General features: G+C 38.6%; 17 protein-coding genes. 12 read left to right on the forward strand and 5 right to left on the reverse strand.

The features are described 5' to 3' along the window. Positions 1 to 169 precede the first annotated feature (169 nt). On the forward strand, positions 170 to 1390 hold the full coding sequence (locus ACIFOT_RS01405) for an amidohydrolase (RefSeq protein ID WP_430060950.1): 1221 nt from the start codon (positions 170 to 172) through the stop codon (positions 1388 to 1390). Between the two features lie 100 nt (positions 1391 to 1490). On the opposite strand, the gene ACIFOT_RS01410 is transcribed toward ACIFOT_RS01405, so the two are convergent. Both ACIFOT_RS01410 and ACIFOT_RS01415 read right to left on the reverse strand, forming a co-directional pair. Then, complete coding sequence (locus tag ACIFOT_RS01410; RefSeq protein ID WP_430060952.1) at positions 1491 to 2798, reverse strand: cytosine permease; 1308 nt, start codon at positions 2796 to 2798, stop codon at positions 1491 to 1493. A gap of 306 nt (positions 2799 to 3104) precedes the next feature. Next, on the reverse strand, positions 3105 to 4814 hold the full coding sequence (locus tag ACIFOT_RS01415) for a PucR family transcriptional regulator (protein WP_430060954.1): 1710 nt from the start codon (positions 4812 to 4814) through the stop codon (positions 3105 to 3107). Between the two features lie 238 nt (positions 4815 to 5052). On the opposite strand from ACIFOT_RS01415, the gene ACIFOT_RS01420 reads away from it, so the two are divergent. The 7 genes from ACIFOT_RS01420 to ACIFOT_RS01450 all read left to right on the forward strand — a co-directional run bounded on the left by ACIFOT_RS01420 (position 5053) and on the right by ACIFOT_RS01450 (position 13271). Next, a complete protein-coding gene (locus tag ACIFOT_RS01420) occupies positions 5053 to 5955 on the forward strand; it encodes a DUF2877 domain-containing protein (RefSeq protein WP_430060956.1) in 903 nt (300 codons plus the stop codon). Then, positions 5933 to 7480: an acyl-CoA synthetase FdrA gene (fdrA, locus tag ACIFOT_RS01425; RefSeq protein WP_430060958.1), complete on the forward strand. Its 1548-nt coding sequence runs from the start codon at positions 5933 to 5935 to the stop codon at positions 7478 to 7480. Before ACIFOT_RS01420 ends, fdrA begins: the two co-directional genes overlap by 23 nt. Positions 7481 to 7482: 2 nt before the next feature. Further along, positions 7483 to 8910, forward strand: a complete 1428-nt coding sequence (locus ACIFOT_RS01430; RefSeq protein ID WP_430060960.1) for a DUF1116 domain-containing protein — start codon at positions 7483 to 7485, stop codon at positions 8908 to 8910. 117 nt (positions 8911 to 9027) lie between these two features. Further along, positions 9028 to 10194 (forward strand): ankyrin repeat domain-containing protein, encoded by a 1167-nt coding sequence (locus ACIFOT_RS01435; protein ID WP_430060962.1) that lies wholly within the window; start codon positions 9028 to 9030, stop codon positions 10192 to 10194. Positions 10195 to 10216: 22 nt separating this feature from the next. Beyond that, complete coding sequence (gene arcC / locus ACIFOT_RS01440) at positions 10217 to 11188, forward strand: carbamate kinase (protein WP_430060964.1); 972 nt, start codon at positions 10217 to 10219, stop codon at positions 11186 to 11188. A gap of 64 nt (positions 11189 to 11252) precedes the next feature. Further along, positions 11253 to 12794 carry a xanthine permease gene (locus ACIFOT_RS01445; protein WP_430060965.1) on the forward strand — a complete coding sequence of 514 codons (1542 nt, stop codon included), beginning with the start codon at positions 11253 to 11255 and terminating at the stop codon, positions 12792 to 12794. A 24-nt stretch (positions 12795 to 12818) separates the two neighbouring features. Next, positions 12819 to 13271, forward strand: coding sequence for a nucleoside deaminase (locus ACIFOT_RS01450; protein ID WP_430060967.1), 453 nt, complete (start codon positions 12819 to 12821; stop codon positions 13269 to 13271). 135 nt (positions 13272 to 13406) lie between these two features. On the opposite strand, the gene ACIFOT_RS01455 is transcribed toward ACIFOT_RS01450, so the two are convergent. Next, the gene (locus ACIFOT_RS01455; RefSeq protein WP_430060969.1) at positions 13407 to 14291 is read right to left on the reverse strand and encodes an alpha/beta hydrolase; all 885 of its coding nucleotides are present in this window, start codon (positions 14289 to 14291) and stop codon (positions 13407 to 13409) included. A gap of 271 nt (positions 14292 to 14562) precedes the next feature. Then, positions 14563 to 14880, reverse strand: a complete 318-nt coding sequence (locus tag ACIFOT_RS01460; protein ID WP_430060971.1) for a hypothetical protein — start codon at positions 14878 to 14880, stop codon at positions 14563 to 14565. A gap of 266 nt (positions 14881 to 15146) precedes the next feature. On the opposite strand from ACIFOT_RS01460, the gene ACIFOT_RS01465 reads away from it, so the two are divergent. Together ACIFOT_RS01465 and ACIFOT_RS01470 are read left to right on the forward strand one after the other, a co-directional pair. Further along, complete coding sequence (locus ACIFOT_RS01465) at positions 15147 to 16139, forward strand: VanW family protein (protein ID WP_430060972.1); 993 nt, start codon at positions 15147 to 15149, stop codon at positions 16137 to 16139. Positions 16140 to 16325: 186 nt separating this feature from the next. After that, positions 16326 to 17054: a hypothetical protein gene (locus ACIFOT_RS01470; protein ID WP_430060974.1), complete on the forward strand. Its 729-nt coding sequence runs from the start codon at positions 16326 to 16328 to the stop codon at positions 17052 to 17054. Positions 17055 to 17526: 472 nt separating this feature from the next. Here ACIFOT_RS01470 and ACIFOT_RS01475 read toward each other — a convergent pair whose 3' ends face one another. Then, positions 17527 to 18945 carry a sigma-54 interaction domain-containing protein gene (locus ACIFOT_RS01475; RefSeq protein WP_430060976.1) on the reverse strand — a complete coding sequence of 473 codons (1419 nt, stop codon included), beginning with the start codon at positions 18943 to 18945 and terminating at the stop codon, positions 17527 to 17529. A gap of 213 nt (positions 18946 to 19158) precedes the next feature. On the opposite strand from ACIFOT_RS01475, the gene pruA reads away from it, so the two are divergent. Further along, positions 19159 to 20703 (forward strand): L-glutamate gamma-semialdehyde dehydrogenase, encoded by a 1545-nt coding sequence (pruA, locus tag ACIFOT_RS01480; RefSeq protein WP_430060978.1) that lies wholly within the window; start codon positions 19159 to 19161, stop codon positions 20701 to 20703. A 26-nt stretch (positions 20704 to 20729) separates the two neighbouring features. Further along, complete coding sequence (locus ACIFOT_RS01485) at positions 20730 to 21932, forward strand: ornithine--oxo-acid transaminase (protein WP_430060980.1); 1203 nt, start codon at positions 20730 to 20732, stop codon at positions 21930 to 21932. Positions 21933 to 21950 lie beyond the last annotated feature (18 nt).

A 21950-nucleotide genomic window follows, 5' to 3' on the forward strand; every position in this document is an offset into this window, starting at 1 on the left:
CTGTTGATTGGAGCGGAAGGCGCGAAGACTCCTGCGGGAGTACGGGGCAGGGGAGACCCCGGAGGCGCAAAAGCGCCGAGGAGGCTCCCCGGCACGCCCGCGGAAAGCAAAGCGCCTGGAGTGCAAATCAACAGCAAAGTTTAAAAGAGATGTATAAGGAGGAGATACAATGACAACCTCATATTGGTTAAAAAATGTACGGTTAGAAACAGGCTACGACCAGGATGAAAATGGAGTCTATGAAACAAAGACAGAACTTTTTCATTTAAAAATACACGATGGAAAAATAGTCGAAAAGCAGAAGTTTAGTTTCCCAATTCCATCTGGCGAGAAAACGGTTGATGGAAAAGGATATTTGGCGGTGCCAACTTTTAAAGAAATGCATAACCATCTAGATAAAACCTATCTTTCACTAAATTGGAAGGCCCCAATACCGGCCAAAAATTTGGAAGAGCGATTACATTTGGAAGCGATGGAATTAGCGGAATTGGCTCCAACCACTAAACAGCGGGCAAGTGCAATGATCGACTTACTGCTATCACAAGGTGCTTCACATATTCGCACTCATGTGAATATTGACCCCTATATCGGTTTGAAAAATTTAGAAGGCGTCAAAGCAGCTCTTGAGGATTATTCAGATAAACTAACCTATGAAATTGTCGCATTCCCACAGCACGGCCTTTTAAGAGAGAAGGTACTTCCGCTAATGAAAGAAGCGATGAGATCAGGTGCTCAGCTAATTGGCGGTTTAGACCCAGCTGGAATTGATCATAACATCGAAAAGTCTCTCTATGAGGTTATGAACCTTGCGGTAGAATTTAATGCTGATGTTGATATTCATTTGCATGACGGCGGCCATGTTGGTTTTTATACAGTCGATAAATTAGCAGAATTGGCAGCAGACGCAAAATGGCACAATCGCGTTGCTGTCAGCCATGCCTTTTGTTTAGGTGATGTTCCGCTCCCGCAGCAAGAAGAAATCGCTGATAAATTAAGTGCTCTAGGTATGTCGATCATGTCCACTATCCCCATAAACAGAACATTACCGCCAATCGAGTTATTTGAACGAAAGGGAGTCAGTGTCTTTCTTGGCTGTGATGGCTTCTATGACTCATGGGGCCCATACGGAACAGGGGATCTATTAGAAAAAGTAACAAAATATTGTGAGCTTTATCGGAAAAGTGATGAACGATCGCTTGCCCAGTCGTTAAAAATTGCAACAGGCGGACCAACACCATTAACAAAAGATGGAGAAATGGCCTGGCCGCTTAATGGCGAGGATGCCAACTTTGTTTTACTAAATGCTTCTTGTTCAGCAGAAGCCGTTGCAAGAACACCAAAACGTGAGGCTGTTATCTTTAAAGGGAAAGTGATCTCAGGGCAATTCTAAAAACATAATGGAAATTTCATAAACAAGAAAAGATAAAAAAGGGAACGGAAGTCACCGTTCCCTTTTGCATTTTTCGGTAGCCCATTTTTGGGGTTACTAGTTACATTGCTTTCTTGTTAGCACTCTCTCTCGTTGAGGATTTTATTAAAAGGGTGCCAACGTAATAGAACAATGCTTCAGTACCTATACCGAATGCCACAACGGAAAGCTGTGGAGCGGAGAAATTGACCACTAGTGCAACTATGGCGGCCATTCCCCAAGCAACAAATGCCAGCGGTTTCCATTTCGCAGTATCAACAGTCTGACTTCTCCGAAGGATTAGCTGGTCCATAATAATGATTGTCGCGATAGGCGGAACAATTAATCCAAGAAGCTCTAACCAGCTTTGGAAGGCGTTCCAGATGCCGGAAACAGCAGCAATAATTCCAATAATCCCTAGTATGATCGTTAAAGATCTCATACTTTTTCCAGTCATATGTGAAAATCCGACGGCACCATTATATAAACAGTGTGTACACCCAACTCCAAGATTGATAAACACGAATATGATAGCCAACATGGAAAGGAATGGGCCCTGTCCAGATAAAATTGGCATAAAGTCCCCGCCGTTTGTTACAGGATTTTGAATGACACCAGTTGCTACAATAATTGCACCAACAACTTCTGCAATAAACTTCCCAAATGGGAAGGCTGTAAATGCCGCTAAAAATCCTTCACGTCCATTTTTGGACCAACGTGTAAAGTCAGCTGTCATAGTGCCGGAATCAGCAAACGTCGCAAAAACCAAGGTGACTGCTGCACCAAACGACATCAGACCCGCACCGGTCATTGGTTCATAATTAAAGATATCTGTATTTCCAGTTTTGAACGAGATACCAATTGAAACAATACCTAGAATGAGATATAAGGGAGCTGCAACCCAGCCTAATATCGTTAACGCTTTTATTCCAATAAAAGTTGCGGCAACATAGAGAACTCCGCCTAGCAAGGTCATTAATAACATAGGGGCACCAAATGAACGGGCCATTGTATCCCCAGTAAGACCTACCATTAGGGCAAACCATCCAACAACAACTGTTGAAAGTAATCCGGAAACCGCCATATAGCCAAAACGGCCAAAGGTTTTTTGAGCAGTCATGGCAAAATTTTCACCAGTTTTTCCTGCCAAATAGCTTAATGCACCGACAACGAGGCATAGAAGCATGTTTCCGGCCAGTATTGCGGTAACACCAACTTTGAATCCAAGCATGGCTGTAATCACACCGCCGATAACGGCACTTGTTAATACCATTGGAAATCCAAACCAAACTGCTGCAACTGATGATAGTGATTTTCTGTATTCGTTTGGGACAGGAGTGGTTTCAAACTCTGGGTCCAAAAGCTTATTATCCATATTATTGGTAGACATAGATTTTCTCCTCATTGGTTGGTTGATAGTTATATTTAAGGTGTTAATTTGTTTAATTCTTCACAACCTTTCCTTTTTTTAAGCGCTTACTTTAGGATCCTGATACCTATTTTAAAGAGGAAAATTTTAACGGTCTTTGGATATAGCAACTAAAAAATTGTCAAGTTACTTAGGCATAACGCACAAAGGTTTGTGAAAAAATTTTGAATTGTATGAGTAATATTAATAAAAAACCCTGCTGTGCAAGGAGTATTCATATTCCTTTCACAGCAGGGAAGCAGTTCTGTAAGGTTTAACCAATTTTTATTATGATTCTAGTTGAAGTTTTTTGTTCAACAATCTGTATATTTTTAAAGCTAATTGAATTTGAAGCAGTTCTTCCGCGTTTTTTAAATCAGTGCTTAAGATTTCCTTGATTTTTTCAATTCGATAGATAAGAGTATTTCTATGCAAAAACATCGCTTTTGCGCTTTCGCTGATATTAAGGTTATTGTGAAAGTAATTTTCCAATGTATTGATATATCCGGTGCCATGCAATTTATCATGCTCATAAATTTTTCCGAGACGTTTCATGAAAAAATCTTCGAGTTCCATATCCTTAATATTTGAATCCAGGAAATGATAGACGGTATGATCTTCAAAATGTGAGATTCCTCCACGGTCATCGAATTTTTGCATAAGCCTAATGGATTCATTGGCTTCAGAAAAACTCTTATGGAGGGATTGGATCCTTTCATACTGCCTGCCAATGCCAATTAAAAAAATCGTATTGCTTATCTGTTTCTCCATTATATCGTATACTTTTTTTGCATATTGTTTTGCTTCATTGGTAGAAATAGATGGTCTAGTTTCATGCTGACCAATCAAAATAATAATTCGATTGTTTCGATAAAAACAAGTAACCTCTCCATTTGCAAAATTTGAATGCTCATAAACTAGATCCACACACTTTTTGGATTTGTTCTCCATTTGAACCTTTCTGGCAACTAAATCCTCATATTGTTCCTGGTCGTTGGATTCAATATTAATTACCATACTAAAATACTTGTATTGCGAATTTAATCCGTGCATTTCACTTAGGGTTTGAATTGTTTCACTTGAGGTAATTTTACCAGTCAGCAAATCATCAAAGAAGTCATGTCTGATTTTCAACTTTACTTCCTCTATTTCCTTTGCTTTTATTCTTTCTAATGCGATGTTTGTTGAGGCCTGTTCTAAAATGATAAAGTCAAACTCGGTCAGTTCTCGAACAGTTTCCCACACGATGATGTATCCATAAACATTATTTGCACCAGCGACAGGAAGAATACGGCACTTTATTTCCATCTCTTCTAGACTATATATCCTTTTGATGGACCTTTTCATTTCATTAATGTCCTTAGGTATGGAATCAATAAATTCCTTAGAAAAAGTAGGCCTATTTTTTATTAAATCAAAACAATAAGAAAGTGGTATTTTGTTATTGATGTGTTCAGTGTAGTGTACAAGTTTCCAATCCTGATCGACGATGATTATGGGATTACTTATGGTTTCGGATAGCACTGATGATATACGTTCAATTCCACCGCCCTCCAGGGTAATTCTGAAAAATAAGTTATGTATGTCCAGAGTTTTTCTATTTAATAAATCGTACCTTCCTGATGCTTTCTCATTAATAATGGAAATAACCCTTGAAAGAGTGTATCCAAACGGCAGTTCCAATAGAGGCAAACCATAATTGTTAGCTTGGTCTATCATATTTTGCGGGAGTTTGTCAAAGTAGCGTTTCATTTTCACGACAAGCCCGGCACAATTAATTTCAGCTAACTCTTTAATGATTTTATTTTGAAGCTCTTCATTACCTTTAAAAATGTAGCCAGTAGATAGGAGTAGTTCATTTGGTGAAAGCCAGTCAAATGCATCAGGATTTTCAATAATATTTACAATCGATATTTCATTATTTATTCCTTTTTCTCCAGCAACTATTTTTATCCCGTCAATAGCCTCGATATCAAACAGTTCTTTAACAGTAAGCAAGTTTTTCCCGCTCCTTTGTCATAAATTAAACACAATCGATTGTACAAATTGCACAATTGAATATATCGCTTTTTGGATTTAATAAACGATGACGGTGTTATGCATTATATCTAGAATAATCATGTAAGCTTTATACTTTGTCAAATGATAATTGTATATCAATTCCTGGGAACAATTTTCTTTTTAAAAGGAGGAACGGTTGGTCCAATAGTAAATTAGGATTTATGAGGTGTCTTTCGTGATAAGTACAATATCTGGCGATGTGGACTTTATACAGAGGCTGGAAGATCTAAAATTCACTGGTATTGTTCATAGTGTATTCAATCGGACATTTAACATTAAATGTTTCGAAAATGGTGAGTTATATACTATTGCATCCAGTAATGTAGATAATGGCCCCAATACCATAATTAATGATATTGATCATTTTAAGTCAATGGAAATTAAAGTGAATGAACGGGTGCATGTGGAAAAAGATATTTTGCTCATTGGGAATAAGCTTGCGGTTACCATTAATAAAGCCGAAAAATGGGAGAGTATTATCCCGGCCTTCCCGATCAATGACGACATCCTTAATCGAAATTTAGTAGTGATGAGGAAATATATTGGCATTCATGGAAAAGGCGGCGGTATAAAAAGACAAGTACCTAATAACCCGTTTGAAGCTGAAATGTCTCGTACGCTCAACCGTCGGACTAATTTACTTTTAGACGAATTGGCAGAGAGCAGAATGTCATCTGCTTTTGATCATGCCATTTCGATTATTGGTCTCGGACCGGGGCTCACACCATCTGGTGATGATTTTTTAGTAGGGGTATTCACCACTTTTAATATGTTGAACAGCCCATTCTATGCGGGAAGATCATTCTGTAAAGGGGTTGTCAGCAAGGCCAAAACCTTAACAAATGATATTAGCTGGATGGCATTAAAAAAAGCATCAATTGGTAAAGTGAGAGAGTCTATCATATCGTTACTCAACGCCTTACTCATTGAGAATGAAGAAGACTTAATTCTCTCTTTAAATAAAGTATTAAACATCGGTTCTTCATCCGGAACAGATATTGCATTGGGTCTTGTCTGTGGATTGGAGGCCAATATAAAAGCAGGAGGAAAAGTGTATGATCGTACAAGCTTTAATTAAGCCAAACACATATTTCGATTCAGTATCATTAATGTCGCTATCAACGAAAGCAAATCAAATTGATGGTGTTGAACAGGCCATTATTGCAATGGGAACAGAAATGAATAAAGAGGTTATGAAAAATGTCGGTTTAATGACAACTGAAGTGGAGGAAGCTGGAACAAGTGATTTAATCATTTTAGTAAAAGCTGAAACTGAAGAACTGTGCGAAAACGCTTTCGCAAAAATTAATGATTTATTTACTAAAAAGGATTCGGGCAAAAAAGGGAAAAGTGATATTAAATATTCCACGATTTCCGCTGCAGCCGAAAATAACCCAGATGCGAACTTGACGATTATTGCTGTAAATGGGGCATATGCAGCCAGAGAAGCCAGAAAAGCTCTTGAGAAGGATTTACATGTCATGATGTTCAGCGACAATGTAAGCATCGAAGATGAAATTGAATTAAAGAATTTAGCTCATGAAAAAGGTTTATTAATGATGGGCCCTGACTGTGGAACAGCGATTATTGGCAATACAGCCCTCTGCTTCGCAAATGCTGTAAGAAAAGGAAACATCGGTATTGTTGCGGCATCTGGAACTGGCAGCCAAGAGGTAAGCGTACGCATCCACGAATTTGGCGGCGGAATTTCCCAATTGATCGGTACAGGTGGAAGAGATTTGAAAGAAGAGGTAGGAGGAATCATGATGCTTGATGGTATTCAAGCACTTGAAGACGATGAAGAAACAAAAGTAATCGTTCTTGTTTCAAAGCCGCCTGCATCTAGCGTGGAAGAGAAAGTGTTAGCAAAAATTAAATCATGTAAAAAACCGGTTGTCGTTTGGTTTGTTGGCGGTGATGAAGAAAAAATTACTGCTGCGGGCGCCCATTTTGCAAAAATGTCCAAAGAAGCTGCACTTAAAGCAGTAATTATAGCTGGAGCAGATGAAAGCAAGTTAAACAAACGAGCCTTAAATATTCCGCTCATCGAAGAAGTTCGCACAAAGTTAACTGCGGAACAGAAATATATTCGTGGACTTTTCAGCGGCGGAACGTTGGCTGATGAAGCAATGCATGCGGCAATGGAGAAGTTTGACAATGTTTACAGTAACATTCAAAGAAATCCAGAATTTCGTTTGAAAGATAGATATACAAGCCAGGAGCATACATTCATCGACTTTGGCGATGATGAATACACGCAAGGAAAGCCGCACCCAATGATTGATCCGTCTACTCGTCTAGAAAGGTTTATTCAAGAGGCAAAAGATCCATCCGTTGGTGTTATCGTAATGGACTTTGTTTTAGGCTACGGTGCTCACGAAGATCCAGTCGGAGCGTTCCTTCCTGCAATGATAGAAGCAAAACAGCAGGCGGAACAAGAAGGAAGACATTTAGAAATCATTGGATATGTACTTGGTACAGAATTAGATCCGCAAGATTATGAAGAGCAAATTAATAAACTGCTGGCTGCTGATGTAACTCATGCAAGCAGCATGCAGAATGCAGGTTTATTGGCTCGTGAATTTGTTGTGAAGGGAGAATAGTCATGAGTAAGATTAATGAACTTTTTAACAGTAAGCCACATGTTGTCAATGTAGGAATTGAGTCATTCAAAGATGATTTATTACAACAAGGTGCACAAGTCATTCATTTAGAGTGGACACCTCCTGGAAGAGGGAATCCTGCTTTAATTGCTGCACTTGATAAACTTGAAAATCCAGCTATTATGGAAAAAATTGAAGAAGCTAATAGATTGGCAGTTGAAAGAATTATAAATTCGCAGCCAGTATTAATTGGTTATGATCAAGCGATTAACTGTGTTCCTGGTATGACAAAAACAACCATTCTTCATGCCGGACCTCCAATCACTTGGGATAAAATGAATGGTCCGATGAAGGGTGCTGTTACCGGTGCGCTGATATTTGAAGGCTTGGCCAAGGATTTAGAGGAGGCAGCCGAACTTGCTGCATCTGGTGAAATTACATTCTCACCATGTCATGAACACAACTGTGTTGGATCTATGGCCGGTGTTACTTCTGCATCAATGTTCATGCATATCGTTGAGAATAAAACATATGGAAATATTGCCTATACAAACTTAAGTGAACAGCTAGCAAAAATTCTTAGAATGGGCGCTAATGATCAGAGTGTCATCGATCGTTTAGAATGGATGCGTGATGTATTTGGTCCTATTTTAAGAGATGCTATGAAACTAAATTTAGATGGCATTAATTTACGTTTGATGCTTGCACAGGCCCTTCACATGGGAGATGAGTGCCACAACCGAAATGTTGCTGGAACAACCCTATTAATACAAGCATTAGCTCCTTATATTTTGCAAACAGATTACACAATCGAGCAGAAGAAGGATGTATTGGATTTCGTAGCAAGCAGCGATTATTTCTCCGGTCCAACCTGGATGGCAATGGCGAAATGTGCCCTTGATGCTGCTCATGGTATTGAAAATAGTACCATTGTGACAACCATGGCTCGTAACGGTGTGGAATTCGGAATCCGTGTCAGTGGAATGGCTGGAAACACATGGTTTACTGGTCTAGCACAAAAAGTAATTGGTCCAATGTTTGCTGGTTACAAGCCGGAGGATTCCGGACTTGATATTGGTGATAGTGCCATCACTGAAACATATGGATTCGGCGGATTTGCTATGGCAACTGCTCCAGCAATTGTTGCATTAGTAGGTGGTACAGTAGAAGAAGCGATCGGTTTTACAACTAAAATGAAGGAAATTACCACAGAGCAAAACCCTAACGTGACAATTCCTTTACTTGATTTTATGGGAATTCCAACTGGAATAGATGTTCGAAAAGTTGTTCAAACCGGAATTATGCCAATTATAAATACCGCAATTGCCCATAAAGAGGCTGGTATCGGAATGATTGGTGCGGGGATTACCCACCCTCCAGTAGAAGCTTTTGAGAAAGCAATGTTGGCCTTAAGCGAAAATATTCATTAATCAATTGCGCGTATTGGGGAAGGTGATTTCCGAAACCTTGATAATTTGGTTTTGGTAACTTCCCCAAATGCGTCATTGGAACAGAGTTGGAGGACATTAGAACAGGAGCGTTTATAAATGGAGAATAAATCCTTAAATATGGAACTTATCAATGCAAGTGAACAGGGAGATTCAGAAGCAGTACAAAGATTACTACAGGACGGCGCCAGTGTTGATTTTAAAGATGAAAATGGCCGGACAGCATTAATGGCTGCGACTCAAAAAAATCAATTAAATACTGTAAAACAGTTGTTAGAAGCAGGCAGTGATGTTAATACCAGAGATATTACCCAGCTAACACCTTTCATTTGTTCTGGTGCAAATGGTTTTCATGAAATTCTTAGCCTGATGTTAAAGTATGGAGCGGACCTTGATAGTGTCAATCGTTTTGGAGGTACAGCCCTATTACCTTCAAGTGAGAAAGGGTATTTAAAAACAGTTCAAGTATGCTTAGATGCAGGAGTTCCTGTTAATCATGTGAATAATTTAGGCTGGTCAGCTCTTCTAGAATCTGTGATTTTGGGTAATGGTGGCCGATTATACTCTAACATTATTGAAGTTCTTGTGGAAGCAGGGGCAGATGTGAATTTGCCAGATCGAGACGGAAAATCATCCCTTCAGCATGCCGCAGAATTAAAGCAGGATAAAGTAGTTAAAATTCTTAAAAAGGAATATCAAGAAGATAACCAAGCAATTCAAACAGCCAAAAAGCTATATAAAGAAAATAGCTTTGATGAGGCAATTCTAGTAATCAATCAAGCTCTTTCAGAGGAACCAGGCAATCTTGATTATTATTTCTACAAAGGATATTGCTTGCAAGAATTAAAGCGATACGAAGAAGCGCTGGAAGAGTTCAACAAAGCTTTAGCAATCAATTCCAATGATCTAGATTTCTATTTCTACACAGCAAATTGCTTAAGATTAATGAACAAGACTGAGGAAGCGCTTACAGAATATGATAAAGCTTGTGAATTAAACCCTGAAGAAACGTTTTACCGTTACCACAAATCCAATTATTTAAGAGAATTGGGCAGACATGAGGAAGCAGTACGGGAAATGGATAAGCTGCTTGCAATGCAGCCGCATCGCTATGATTTCTCCTTCCACAAGGCTAACAGTCTAAGATCATTAGGGAGACATAGGGAAGCGATAGAAGAAATTGAGAATGCCATTAAACATGATCCGTCGAACCCCTTATATCAACTCCATAAAGAGCAGTCTATTAAATTATTAAAAAACAACTAGAAAACAGATAGGAGAGAACGCAGTGGAAAAATTAGTGATTGTCGCAATCGGAGGGAATTCATTAGTCCGCGAAAATGGACGTGATTCCGTTCAGGATCAATATGAAGCCGTCAGCGAAACGGCGGTAAATATCGCTGATATGGTTGCCGAGGGCTTAAACGTGGTTGTTACCCATGGTAACGGTCCGCAGGTGGGGTTCGGTCTAAGAAGATCTGAAATTGCCAATGAAGTTGCCGGAATGCCGGAAGTGCCTCTGGTCAATTGCGGCGCCGAAACCCAGGGAGGAATCGGTTATCAAGTACAACAAGCTTTGATTAATGAATTTACGAAAAGAGGCATTAACAAAAAAGTCGCAACGGTTATTACGCAGGTTGCAGTTAGTGCAGATGACCCGAATTTTGAAAATCCAACGAAGCCTGTAGGTTCATTCTTTACTTTTGAACAAGCAGAGGAAATGAAGAAAGAACATCCGGATTGGATGTTTATTGAAGACTCCGGCCGCGGCTACAGAAGAGTGGTACCGTCACCGAAACCAATTGATATTGTAGAAAAAGACGCAATTAAAACCTTAATTGAGGCCGGTTTTGTTGTCATTGCTGTCGGCGGCGGCGGTATTCCAGTCGTTAAAACAGAAAACAATAAGTATGTGGGCATTGATGCCGTAATTGATAAAGACTTTGCAACAAGCCTATTAGCTGAACAAGTTCAGGCAGATACCTTGATTATTACGACTGGCGTCTCCAGAGTTTGCATTCATTTTGGCAAGCCAAATCAACAGGCGCTTGAAAATATTTCAATTGAAGAAACAAAACAGTATGTTGCAGAAGGCCACTTCCCTCCAGGTAGCATGCTTCCTAAAATTGAAGCAAGTATAAACTTCTTGGAAAAGGGCGGTTCCAGGGTCATCATCACAAACCCTGAAAGTCTAAAGGATGCCATTCAAGAAAAAGCAGGCACTCATATTGTAAAAAAAAAGCATCTCATGACCATATAGGAAATTAATGCTTTTTACAACTTAGCTGCAATAAGAAATAATTCGTTTTTAAGGAGAATTTTACATGGGAAATATATCTTTATGGAAAAAAGGAGACTTTGCAGCTTCCTTCGGTTTGTTCGTTAATGTTTTGACAGACTTTTTGGTTATGATCTCATTATTACTTACTGTAGTTGGAATGCCAAAAGAGTTTGTTTTTAAACAAATTGTTCCTGGTTTTGGACTTGCTGTACTTCTTTCTGGCCTTGTTTTTGCTTATTTTGCATATAAATTAGCTAAGAAAACAGGTAGAAAAGATATTACCGCACTACCATCAGGTTCTAGTTCACCTGGTATTTTTCTTATCGTATTTGTTATTATGCTTCCTCTATATCATCAAACAAAGGATGCTGCTTTCACAACAACAGTCGGTGTGCTTTGGTGTTTTTTTGAGGCCACCATGCTAATAATAGGTGCATTCCTGGGTGATACTCTTAGAAAGTTCGTCCCAAGAACTGTATTGTTGGCAGCCTTGGCAGGTTTGGCATTTGTATTCTTGGGTATGAACCCAATGCTGCAATCTTTTGAAATGCCTGTTGTGGCATTTGTTGCAATTATCATCATCTTCATGAACTGGTTAAGTAAACATCCAATATTGAAGAAAATACCTACGGGTTTATTATTAATCGTAATTGGAACTGCAATTGCTTGGCTATTCGGATATCAAAGTCCTGCTGAGGTTACTGAAGCTCTGAAATCATTTGGCTTTAATCCTCCTATGTTGCATTTAAATGGGCTTTTCGACCATATTGACGCTGCTCTGCCATATTTATTAACTGCTGTACCTCTAGGGTTGGCAAACTACATTTTTAATCTGGAAAACGTTGAAGCTGCTGCTGTTTGTGGGGATGAATACAAAACTAGAGACGTTATGCTTACAAACGGTATTTGTTCTGCAATAGGCGGCCTTTGCGGTAACCCATTCCCAGTAACAGTATATGTAGGTCATGCAGGTTGGAAAGAAGTTGGTGCAGGTATAGGCTATTCTATTGCTAGCTCTGTTGCAATATTCTTATTATCGATTTTAAGTCTTATGGGTCTGTTGCTAGCTGTTATCCCAATTGCGGCTATTGTACCGATGCTCGTGTTTATTGCGATTGTAACAGGGCATCAAGCTGTCAAAAACAGTCCGCAATTTGAAGTCCCGGTAATATTTGTATGTTTCTTCCCATGGGTTGCTACTTGGGCACTTACGGCTGTTAATAATGCAATTTCAGCTACAGGTATGTCGGTAGGGAATGCTGCAAATCAAGTTTCTACACTTGCACTGCACAATTCTGGACTTTTCTACGATGGCTTGGTCGCTTTAGGTAATGGTGCTCCAATTACTAGTGTTCTTTGGGGTTGTATAGCTATATTTACGATCCGTAACACGCCTATTGGAGGCATAATAGCTGCAGTGTTAGGGGCCGTTTTAACCTTTGTTGGTGCCATTCATACAAACACTATCGGATTTGCACAAACAACTGCTATGCCTTTCGTTTGGGGATATCTACTAATTGCAGGATTTTTAGTATATAAACTCTATGTAAATAAGAAAGAAAACATTGGTCCTGTTACAGAGTAAAAGTAAACTTGGAGGAATTAGGCTATGGATTACATTAAAATGGCTGTAGATGCAACGATTGAAGGAATGAACAAAAAAATTGGCGGACCATTTGGTGCCACAATTGTACGCAATGGTGAAGTCATTGCAGCTGTAAGCAATACAATGATGAGAGATACTGACCCTTCTGCACATGCAGAGCTGGTTGCTGTTAGAGAAGCTTGTAAAAAATTAGGGACCTTTGATTTATCAGATTGCGTAATGTATGCAACTTGTGAGCCATGTCCGATGTGTGTATCTGTCATGATTTGGGCGGGTATTAATGAGGTTTACTACGTTAATACAAAAGAAGATGCTGATAAGCATGGGTTTTCAGATATGCACTTGCGCAAATATTTAAAAGGTGAAGATGATAGTGTTATAAAAATGGTTAAAGTAGAACCAAGAAATGATTGCGATTACTTATTTGAGCATTTTCATAAGCTTAACGATAAGTAACAAATATGCGAAAAATTCCGGTCTGTAAAATTCGAAACTAATTGATGAAGATTAGGGACAAACTAGCCCTTTATAATAAAAAACGACTTTAATATTCAAATTTATGAATGTTAAAGTCGTTTTTTTAGTGCTACTTTATAGATCATCTTTTTCTGTAAGGTGAGTGTGTAGAAATTCAATGACTTGCTTTAGTGCACTTTGAACAATGGGATTATGGAATTCTTTATCAAATACATGTTCTCCGTTAGCGATGGTTATTAATCTTGCTGCGACGGACTGTTTTAAGATAGCAGCTCTCATAAAAACAGACTGCTCGAAAGGGACATCCGTATCTTTTGTACCATGTAACAAAAGTGTTGGCGGATACTCTTTCGTAACATTGTGTATGGGACAAAAAGAACGGAGTGCCTCTTTATTAACAGCAGGATTAATACCAGTGATTTCTTCAATCCAAACTCCGTGTTGCCTTGCATACATATAAAGGAGGAATCTCTGCTCTACAGATGCCTCTGTAATCGGCTGATCTGTAACTAGTGCATTAGCAAGGTTTCTCGGAACAAGGTCCTTTTCAAGGTAATATTTACTCGGACTTGTTGCCCAGCCGCCTAATAGATCTCCATATCCATAAAAGGAGATAATTGCACGCGGTTTATGTTTAAATGTCCCTGCAGAAAGGGCCAAAAATCCACCGGCTGAACTGCCCACTACTGCAATCTTTTTTGGATCAATCGAAAATCGTTTTGCTCCTTCTGTTTGCAGCCAAAGATAGGCGTCTTCAACATCCTCAAGGATATCTTGTAGTTTTGTCTCTGGGGCTAATCGGTAGTCGATTGAAAAAAGGGATATCCCATTATCTGTGTACAACTTGATCATTTCTTCTGTCATTTCTTCTCTTGTTCCCCAAACGAGCCCGCCCCCATGAATATAAATAACCACTGGAGAGTTTTCGCGGCCGGTCCCATAAAAATCAGCCTTTATAGAACAATAGTTAATTTGCTTGTATATTACTGTTTTCTTCATTCCTATTCTCACGTCCAATTATGATAGTAAATCCAGCCTTTTATTAAAGGATCTGTCATCCTTCATTACATTAAGAATTGTATTCTAAAAAAGCAATTAATAAATTGTCCACGCAAACCAAAAAGGGAGCCTTTCATTTATGCAAGTTGTACAATAGAGTGCAAAATTGGAAAGGGTTACTATCACCAACCCAGCAAATTACCCTAAGTTTCAAGAAGTATAGCAAAAAAATATAGAACATACTATGATGGTATGTTCTATATTTTTAAGTTTATTTCATCTCATTTAACGCTCTGTATATTTGCGTAAACATACTGCCTTGAATGATATTTTCAAGAAAGAAATCACCAATAAGCTTCAGATATTCTTCATCATCAAACATCTTTTTATTTTGCAGTTCCATTTCAGCTAACCCTTCATAGGTCGATAGTAGTGCATATGTATGATCTTTACCGGATATGGGAGTCAATATTTCAACCTTATGGTCATAATTTTCATTCCGAAATTTTTTGATCTCTTTTAGATTATCAATCCCCTCTTTAAATTTATCCTGTTTGATTTCAAACGTCTGATAAACATACACAGACATTTTTAACACCCCCAATTAATTTCCATTTTGTTGTTAATATTTGCAAATTGGTCTTAAATATTCATAGGTAAAAATAGAAAATGAGTTTTTCTCTTTTTTAGTACTTTTGTCATTATTTTATTTTCTATAAAGTGATAGAATTGAAAATTAAAGATACAAGTTTCATATTTTCAATGCAGTATTTTGGAATTTTTTTGAAACAAAATTGTGGTTGAAGACGTCTAAGATTAAAACGACGTAAATCAGAAGGGGAAAAGCTGGGGGAAATGACAAAATTAAAATGGGCAATTTCATTTTTATTAGCAGGTAGTTTAATAGGTTTGGCAGGCTGTTCGGTGCAATCAACAAAAGAAAAGGTAGCACATGCAACGGAAAAGCAAGAGAAAAAAATAGTAAAGAAGGAAGAACCTAAGAAACAAGAAGAAGAGAAACCTGTTTTTGTTAATATTATCGACCCGAGTACTAAAACGGTTATAAAAACAATTTCTCCAAAGGATATGGGATTTAAAACCGACATTGAAAAATATAAAGCTGAAATAGCAAAAATGGCGAAGGATTTTGCACGGGGAACAAAAGATATCCCTGGATATGATAAAAGAATGATTCTTGATAAATTGGATGCAAATGGTCAGGTAATCAAGGGGACTCCGCAAACCATTCTAGATGAGGATGAATTGACAGGAAAGATCCTCCAGCTTTCAGAAACAGGCGGCAATGTAGAAGTCCCGCTATATGTAACTGCCAGTGGTTATAAGGTGGAAGACGTATCCCAATTAGGGGAGACAGTTGTCGCCTCTTATACGACCCATTTTAATAGCGGGATTGTTGGCAGGTCAAAAAACATTGCTTTATCCGCAGCTGCTATTAATAATGTAATCATCGGTGTCCAAGACAGCTTCTCTTATAATACTACCGTTGGTCCAAGTGATGCAGCCCACGGCTATCAAAAAGCACCTGAGATTCAGGATGGGAAATTAGTTGATGGGTATGGCGGCGGGATTTGTCAGACTTCTTCAACACTTTATAATGCCATTGATCAGCTTGCTGTCAGCTATATTGAAAAGCATCATCATTCCCTTCATGTCGGATACGTCCCTGAAGGAAGGGATGCAACAGTATCCTATGGAGGTAAGGATTTTAGATTTAAAAATACCACTGGTGTACCGATTGTCTTAAAAGCTATTGTAAGAAAAGGTTCTCTTACAGTTGAAGTAAGAACTTCAAATGCGTATAAAAGTCTGATTAAGAAAGCAATTTAAATAGGAAATCTTTATTTTTTTAACCTTCGGCCAGCATCCTTAAAATGCTGGTCTTTTTGTTTAAAGAAGTAAACCCATTTATTCTTGAATATTAAACCATCACTTGACTTGCTGCATATTTTGATTAATAACGGGTGAAATCGTCTATAGAAAAAATATTTTAGCGGGTGAAGGGGGAACAATGGGATGGAACAAAGTAAATACACCTCAATGAAGCAAAACTTTATTGAAGAAGCGATGAAAGTGAAAGAGAGTTATGATACTGCAACAAAAGGAATCTTAGAAGAATTGGAAGTAAGAAAAATGGTTTTTGCGGATGTCAATGATCGGTTTCTTAAAACGGAAGAAGCGTTTAATCGGGGTGAAGCAACACAGGAAGAATATGATCGAGTGAAAAGGGATCAAACACGAGTAGAAGAAACAATGAATGAATTAAGTCAAAAGCTTGATGAAATTGATACGTTTATGGCAAAGCGTCGCGAATTCGTTCTTGCAAAGCTTAATGACCTAAAAAAGCAATATGTCAATGAAATTAACCAAGAGAAGAAAAAAATAAAATATCAGTTAATGAAGGCCAAATATGACTATCTTCAAGATACAATCAATGCCAAAAAAAATTTTCTTAAACAATTAAAACAGGCCAAAAAAGATTTTAATAAAACTTCTAAGGAGATTCATAAATCCTCACAAGAAATGAGTTCGGAAGAGAATAATCTTAAGGAGATTATTCAGTCTTTAGGACTTGACTCGATTATCGAACTGCCGGACGATTTTCAAGTTGTCGTATCAGAAGTCATTGACGATGAAGAAACAGCTCTAACAAAAGAGGAATTGCGTGATGCTTTACACCTAGGACAGATATCGACTAAATTAGAAAAAAAAATAAACAAAGCTATTCGCTTAGGATTAATTTAAAGCTGTGTTAGAGGTAATGGCTGATTTTGAAACTATGTTGAATGGAGCGCAAATAAATAGCCAAATTAAAGAACCTTTAACAGCTAGAGCTGTTAAAGGTTCTTTAAGAATTATCTCGTTTCCTCCCAGTCCGTATAGTTGCCGCTGCCTTGACACCCTGGACATTCAAAGGAATTAAAATATGCAAATTCATTATAGGGATAAACTGTATAACCTCTGCCTTGGCAATCAGGACATTTGCCTTGGTCTTTCATATTTGAAACATGATTTTGATATCTGGTCTCTTTCCATTGGTTAAATGAGTTGAGAAGTCCCATTTAATTCACCTCATCTTTTTACATTAGTATGGGGGAAAAATGGAATTTTTATGCTTGTATTTCCATTTATCAAACTTCTTTATTATTGTTTGATAATATTTTATATGTAAAAACGCTCACTTTTGTGAGCGTTTTTTGCCTAGAGGTTTATCTTTTTAACTATTACCAATGTTTAATTTCTTCATCCGATATTGCAGGCTTTGCCGGCTTAATCCTAGAAGTCCCGCAGTCTTAGAAATATTGAAATCATTTTTTTTCAAGACATGTTCGATATAAGATTTTTCAAATAATTCCAATTGGTCCTTTAATGGAACCGTGGTTTCTGCATTTTCATTAATAAAAGTATCTACAGTTGAAATAGGGATCATCCGTTCTTTCAGCTGCATTCTACTGCGATACTGATAGGGTAAATGGGAGTAACGAATAATTTCCTCATCCATCATAATGTTCATCGCAGCTTCAATAATATGCTCTAATTCACGGACATTACCATGCCATTCATATTCAAAGAAGGATTGTTTAACCTCATCAGATAACCCTTGAACATTCATATGGAAGCGTTCATTATATTTTTCGATAAAGTGCTCCACTAATAACGGTATATCTTCTTTTCTTTCTCTTAATGGCGGAATAAAGATGGTCACCACACCCAGGCGGTAATATAAATCTTTTCGCAAATGATTATTGGCGATTGCATCAATCGGATCCTCATTTATATTGGCAATGACTCTGACATCAACAGGTGTATCTTTGGTATCCCCGATGCGTCGTATCATCTTTTCTTGAAGAACACGCAATAATTTTGCCTGAAGATTTAAATTTAAGGAATTGATTTCATCAAGCAATAACGTGCCGCCTTCAGCCTGTTCAAATAATCCTGGGTGATCTGTTGCTCCTGTAAATGCTCCTCGTTTTGTTCCGAAGAGCAGACCTTCAATTAAATTGTCAGGTAAGGCTGCACAATTTTGCGAGATAAAGGGAGCAGATAACCGGCTGCTGGCATTATGAATGCTTTGGGCAAAAAGCTCTTTCCCTGTGCCGGTCTCGCCGACAATTAATACATAGGAAGAGGTACGGCTGGCACGGGTGGCCGATTCGATGACCTCTCTAATAGCAGGGCTTTTTCCAATAATTTTATCAAAGGTATACCTAGTAGACCCCTTATTCAAATTTCCCTTCATGAGACGTTCTAATTTCGTCACATCGTTTGCAATCTCTACAGCACCTTGCAGGACATCTCCATGATAAATAGGGATGGTATTGTTTATCGTTGTGATTGCTTGGCCTTTATTATTAAAATAGGTTTGTTTAACGTTGGCAGTTTCCTTGCCTTCCTGCAGTGCTTTTACGAGAGTACTAGATTGGTCATCCTTAAACATGAACACATCTAATAACTTTTTATTGATAACGTCTTGAAAATCCATTGATTCCATTTGCATCATTTTTTTATTATAAATAATAGACCTGCCTGTTTCGTCTACGGCATGTACACCGACATCGACCTCGTCTAATATCCGTTTATATATCCGATTTAAATATTGTAAGTAGTGGATGGCCTGATTCTTACTTTCCATGATGACTTCATTCCTTTGTTTAATCCTTTATGCACCTATTTAATCAAAAAAAACGTATAAATGCAAAATAATTTTGCGTTATGGTAAAAATAATGCAGGTTTATGCAAAAAATAATGGCGGGCGTTTAATCAAGAACCCCATAAAACCGCAAAAATAATGTTGGCACGGAACTTGCATATTGTTTTAATGGAACAATAAAAGGGGGTAAAAAAATGCAAGCGTATACACATGAACCATTTACTAATTTTGCAGATGAGAAAAATTTGAAAGCTTTTGAAGAGGCACTAGCATATGTCCAATCCCAGTTAGGAACTCATTACCCAGTGGTCATTGGCGGAGAAAAGCTTACGACGGAAGAAAAAATCGTTTCTATTAATCCGGCTAATAAAGAAGAGGTCATCGGCAGCGTTTCAATGGCCAATCAAGAATTAGCGGAAAAAGCGATGACTGCGGCATTGACGGCCTTTGAATCATGGAAAACATGGAAACCGGAGCACCGAGCCAATATCTTATTCCGTGCTGCTGCTATCTTGCGCCGCCGAAAGCACGAATTTTCTAGTTATCTAGTAAAAGAAGCTGGAAAGCCGTGGAAAGAAGCGGATGCTGATACTGCTGAAGCGATTGACTTCATTGAGTACTATGGCAGACAAATGTTGAAAATCAAAGAAGGTGTACCAGTCCAAAGCCGCGCCGGCGAGTATAACCAATTTAGCTATATTCCATTAGGAGTTGGGATCATTATTTCACCATTTAATTTCCCATTAGCGATTATGGCAGGTACAACAGTGGCAGCGATTGTTTCCGGTAATACCGTTCTATTAAAGCCTGCAAACTCTACGCCAATTGTTGCTGCAAAATTTGTTGAGTTAATGCATGAAGCAGGGCTGCCAAGTGGAGTATTAAACTTTGTCCCAGGCAGTGGCGCACAAATTGGTGACTATCTTGTAGATCATCCGAAAACACGTTTTGTATCCTTCACAGGTTCACGTGAAGTGGGATGCCGAATTTATGAGCGCGCTGCAAAGGTAAATCCAGGACAAATTTGGTTAAAACGCGTAATTGCAGAAATGGGCGGAAAAGACACTGTGGTTGTAGATAATGATGCTGATTTGGATTTAGCCGCAGCTTCCATTGTTTATTCTGCTTTCGGATTCTCAGGTCAAAAATGTTCTGCAGGCTCCCGTGCTGTGGTTCATCAGGATGTTTATGATGAAGTCCTCGAAAAAGCTGTTGCCTTAACGAAAACACTAAAACTAGGAAACCCGGAATCACTTGAAACTTATATGGGACCAGTAATTGATGAGAAATCGTTCAAGAAAATCATGAACTATATCGAAATTGGTAAGGAAGAAGGCAGGCTAATGACTGGTGGAGAAGGAGACGACTCAACTGGTTACTTCATTCAACCAACGATATTTGCGGATCTAGATGAAAATGCCCGCCTGATGCAGGAAGAAATTTTCGGGCCGGTTGTGACATTCTGCAAAGCACGTGATTTTGACCATATGATGCAAGTCGCCAATAATACGGACTATGGTTTAACAGGAGCCTTAATCTCAAACAACCGCGAACATATTGAAAGAGCTCGCGAAGAGTTCCATGTTGGAAACCTTTATTTTAACCGCACATGTACAGGGGCAATCGTTGGATATCAGCCATTTGGCGGATTCAATATGTCAGGCACAGATTCTAAAGCAGGCGGACCTGATTACTTACTTCTTCATATGCAGGCAAAAACAACATCTGAAATGCTATAAGGCATTTAAATAAGGAGGAAAAGATTATGAACGTAACAACAATAAAATCAACCACTATTATTGAGCAAACTCAAAAATTCGGTGCGAACAATTACCATCCGCTGCCAATCGTTATCGCCAAGGCAGAAGGTGTTTGGGTGGAAAATCCTGAAGGACATCGTTACATGGATATGCTTAGTGCCTATTCAGCGGTCAACCAGGGACACCGTCATCCTAAAATTATTCAAGCATTAAAAGACCAAGCAGATAAAGTGACCTTAACTTCCCGTGCCTTTCACAATGATCAGCTTGGACCATGGTATGAAAAAATTTGTAAGCTGACAAATAAAGATATGGCCCTTCCAATGAACACAGGAGCAGAAGCGGTTGAAACAGCACTAAAGGCTGCCCGCCGCTGGGGTTATGATGTGAAGGGAATTGCTGAAAATCAAGCTGAGATCATTGCTTGCATAGGAAACTTCCATGGCCGGACAATGGGAGCAGTTTCTTTATCCTCTGATCCTGAGTATAAACGCGGATTCGGACCAATGCTTCCAGGAATCAAATTAATTCCGTATGGTGACCTTGAAGCGTTAAAGGCAGCAATTACTCCAAATACAGCTGCGTTCTTAATGGAACCAATTCAAGGTGAAGCTGGAATTCTCTTACCGCCTGAAGGGTTTTTAAAGGCAGCATCAGACTTATGTAAAGAAAACAACGTCTTATTTATTGCTGATGAGATTCAAGTTGGGTTAGCTCGTACAGGAAAAATGTTTGCTTGTGATTGGGAAGAAGTAGAGCCAGATATGTTGATCTTAGGAAAAGCACTAGGAGGCGGCGTATTCCCAATTTCTTGTGTTGTTGCCAATTCTGATGTGTTAGGTGTATTTAATCCAGGTTCACACGGATCAACATTTGGCGGAAATCCGCTTGCTTGTGCTGTATCCCTGGCAGCATTAGATGTTATTGAAGAAGAAAAATTGGCGGAACGCTCTTTAGAACTAGGAAAATACTTCCTTGACCAATTAAAAACAATTAACAATCCGATGATTAAAGAAGTACGAGGCAAAGGCTTGTTTATCGGTGTTGAATTAACAGAAGCAGCAAGACCATATTGCGAAAAATTAAAAGAAGAAGGCTTATTATGTAAAGAAACACATGATACAGTGATTCGCTTTGCACCGCCGCTAATCATTTCAAAAGAAGAAATCGACTGGGCCATTGCAAAAATTCAAGCAGTATTATCGTAGTAACATTCAACAGGCTGA

It is taken from the genome of Neobacillus sp. NRS-1170 (assembly GCF_050468025.1).

Excerpts from the sequence above, each read along its gene's own strand:
- ACIFOT_RS01450 (WP_430060967.1), top strand. The coding sequence starts at position 12,819 with ATGGATTACATTAAAATGGCTGTAGATGCAACGATTGAAGGAATGAAC.
- ACIFOT_RS01460 (WP_430060971.1), bottom strand. The coding sequence starts at position 14,880 with ATGTCTGTGTATGTTTATCAGACGTTTGAAATCAAACAGGATAAATTT.
- ACIFOT_RS01465 (WP_430060972.1), top strand. The coding sequence starts at position 15,147 with ATGACAAAATTAAAATGGGCAATTTCATTTTTATTAGCAGGTAGTTTA.
- ACIFOT_RS01445 (WP_430060965.1), top strand. The coding sequence starts at position 11,253 with ATGGGAAATATATCTTTATGGAAAAAAGGAGACTTTGCAGCTTCCTTC.
- ACIFOT_RS01455 (WP_430060969.1), bottom strand. The coding sequence starts at position 14,291 with ATGAAGAAAACAGTAATATACAAGCAAATTAACTATTGTTCTATAAAG.
- ACIFOT_RS01470 (WP_430060974.1), top strand. The coding sequence starts at position 16,326 with ATGGAACAAAGTAAATACACCTCAATGAAGCAAAACTTTATTGAAGAA.
- ACIFOT_RS01485 (WP_430060980.1), top strand. The coding sequence starts at position 20,730 with ATGAACGTAACAACAATAAAATCAACCACTATTATTGAGCAAACTCAA.
- ACIFOT_RS01475 (WP_430060976.1), bottom strand. The coding sequence starts at position 18,945 with ATGGAAAGTAAGAATCAGGCCATCCACTACTTACAATATTTAAATCGG.
- pruA (WP_430060978.1), top strand. The coding sequence starts at position 19,159 with ATGCAAGCGTATACACATGAACCATTTACTAATTTTGCAGATGAGAAA.
- ACIFOT_RS01405 (WP_430060950.1), top strand. The coding sequence starts at position 170 with ATGACAACCTCATATTGGTTAAAAAATGTACGGTTAGAAACAGGCTAC.
- ACIFOT_RS01430 (WP_430060960.1), top strand. The coding sequence starts at position 7,483 with ATGAGTAAGATTAATGAACTTTTTAACAGTAAGCCACATGTTGTCAAT.
- fdrA (WP_430060958.1), top strand. The coding sequence starts at position 5,933 with ATGATCGTACAAGCTTTAATTAAGCCAAACACATATTTCGATTCAGTA.
- ACIFOT_RS01410 (WP_430060952.1), bottom strand. The coding sequence starts at position 2,798 with ATGTCTACCAATAATATGGATAATAAGCTTTTGGACCCAGAGTTTGAA.
- ACIFOT_RS01435 (WP_430060962.1), top strand. The coding sequence starts at position 9,028 with ATGGAGAATAAATCCTTAAATATGGAACTTATCAATGCAAGTGAACAG.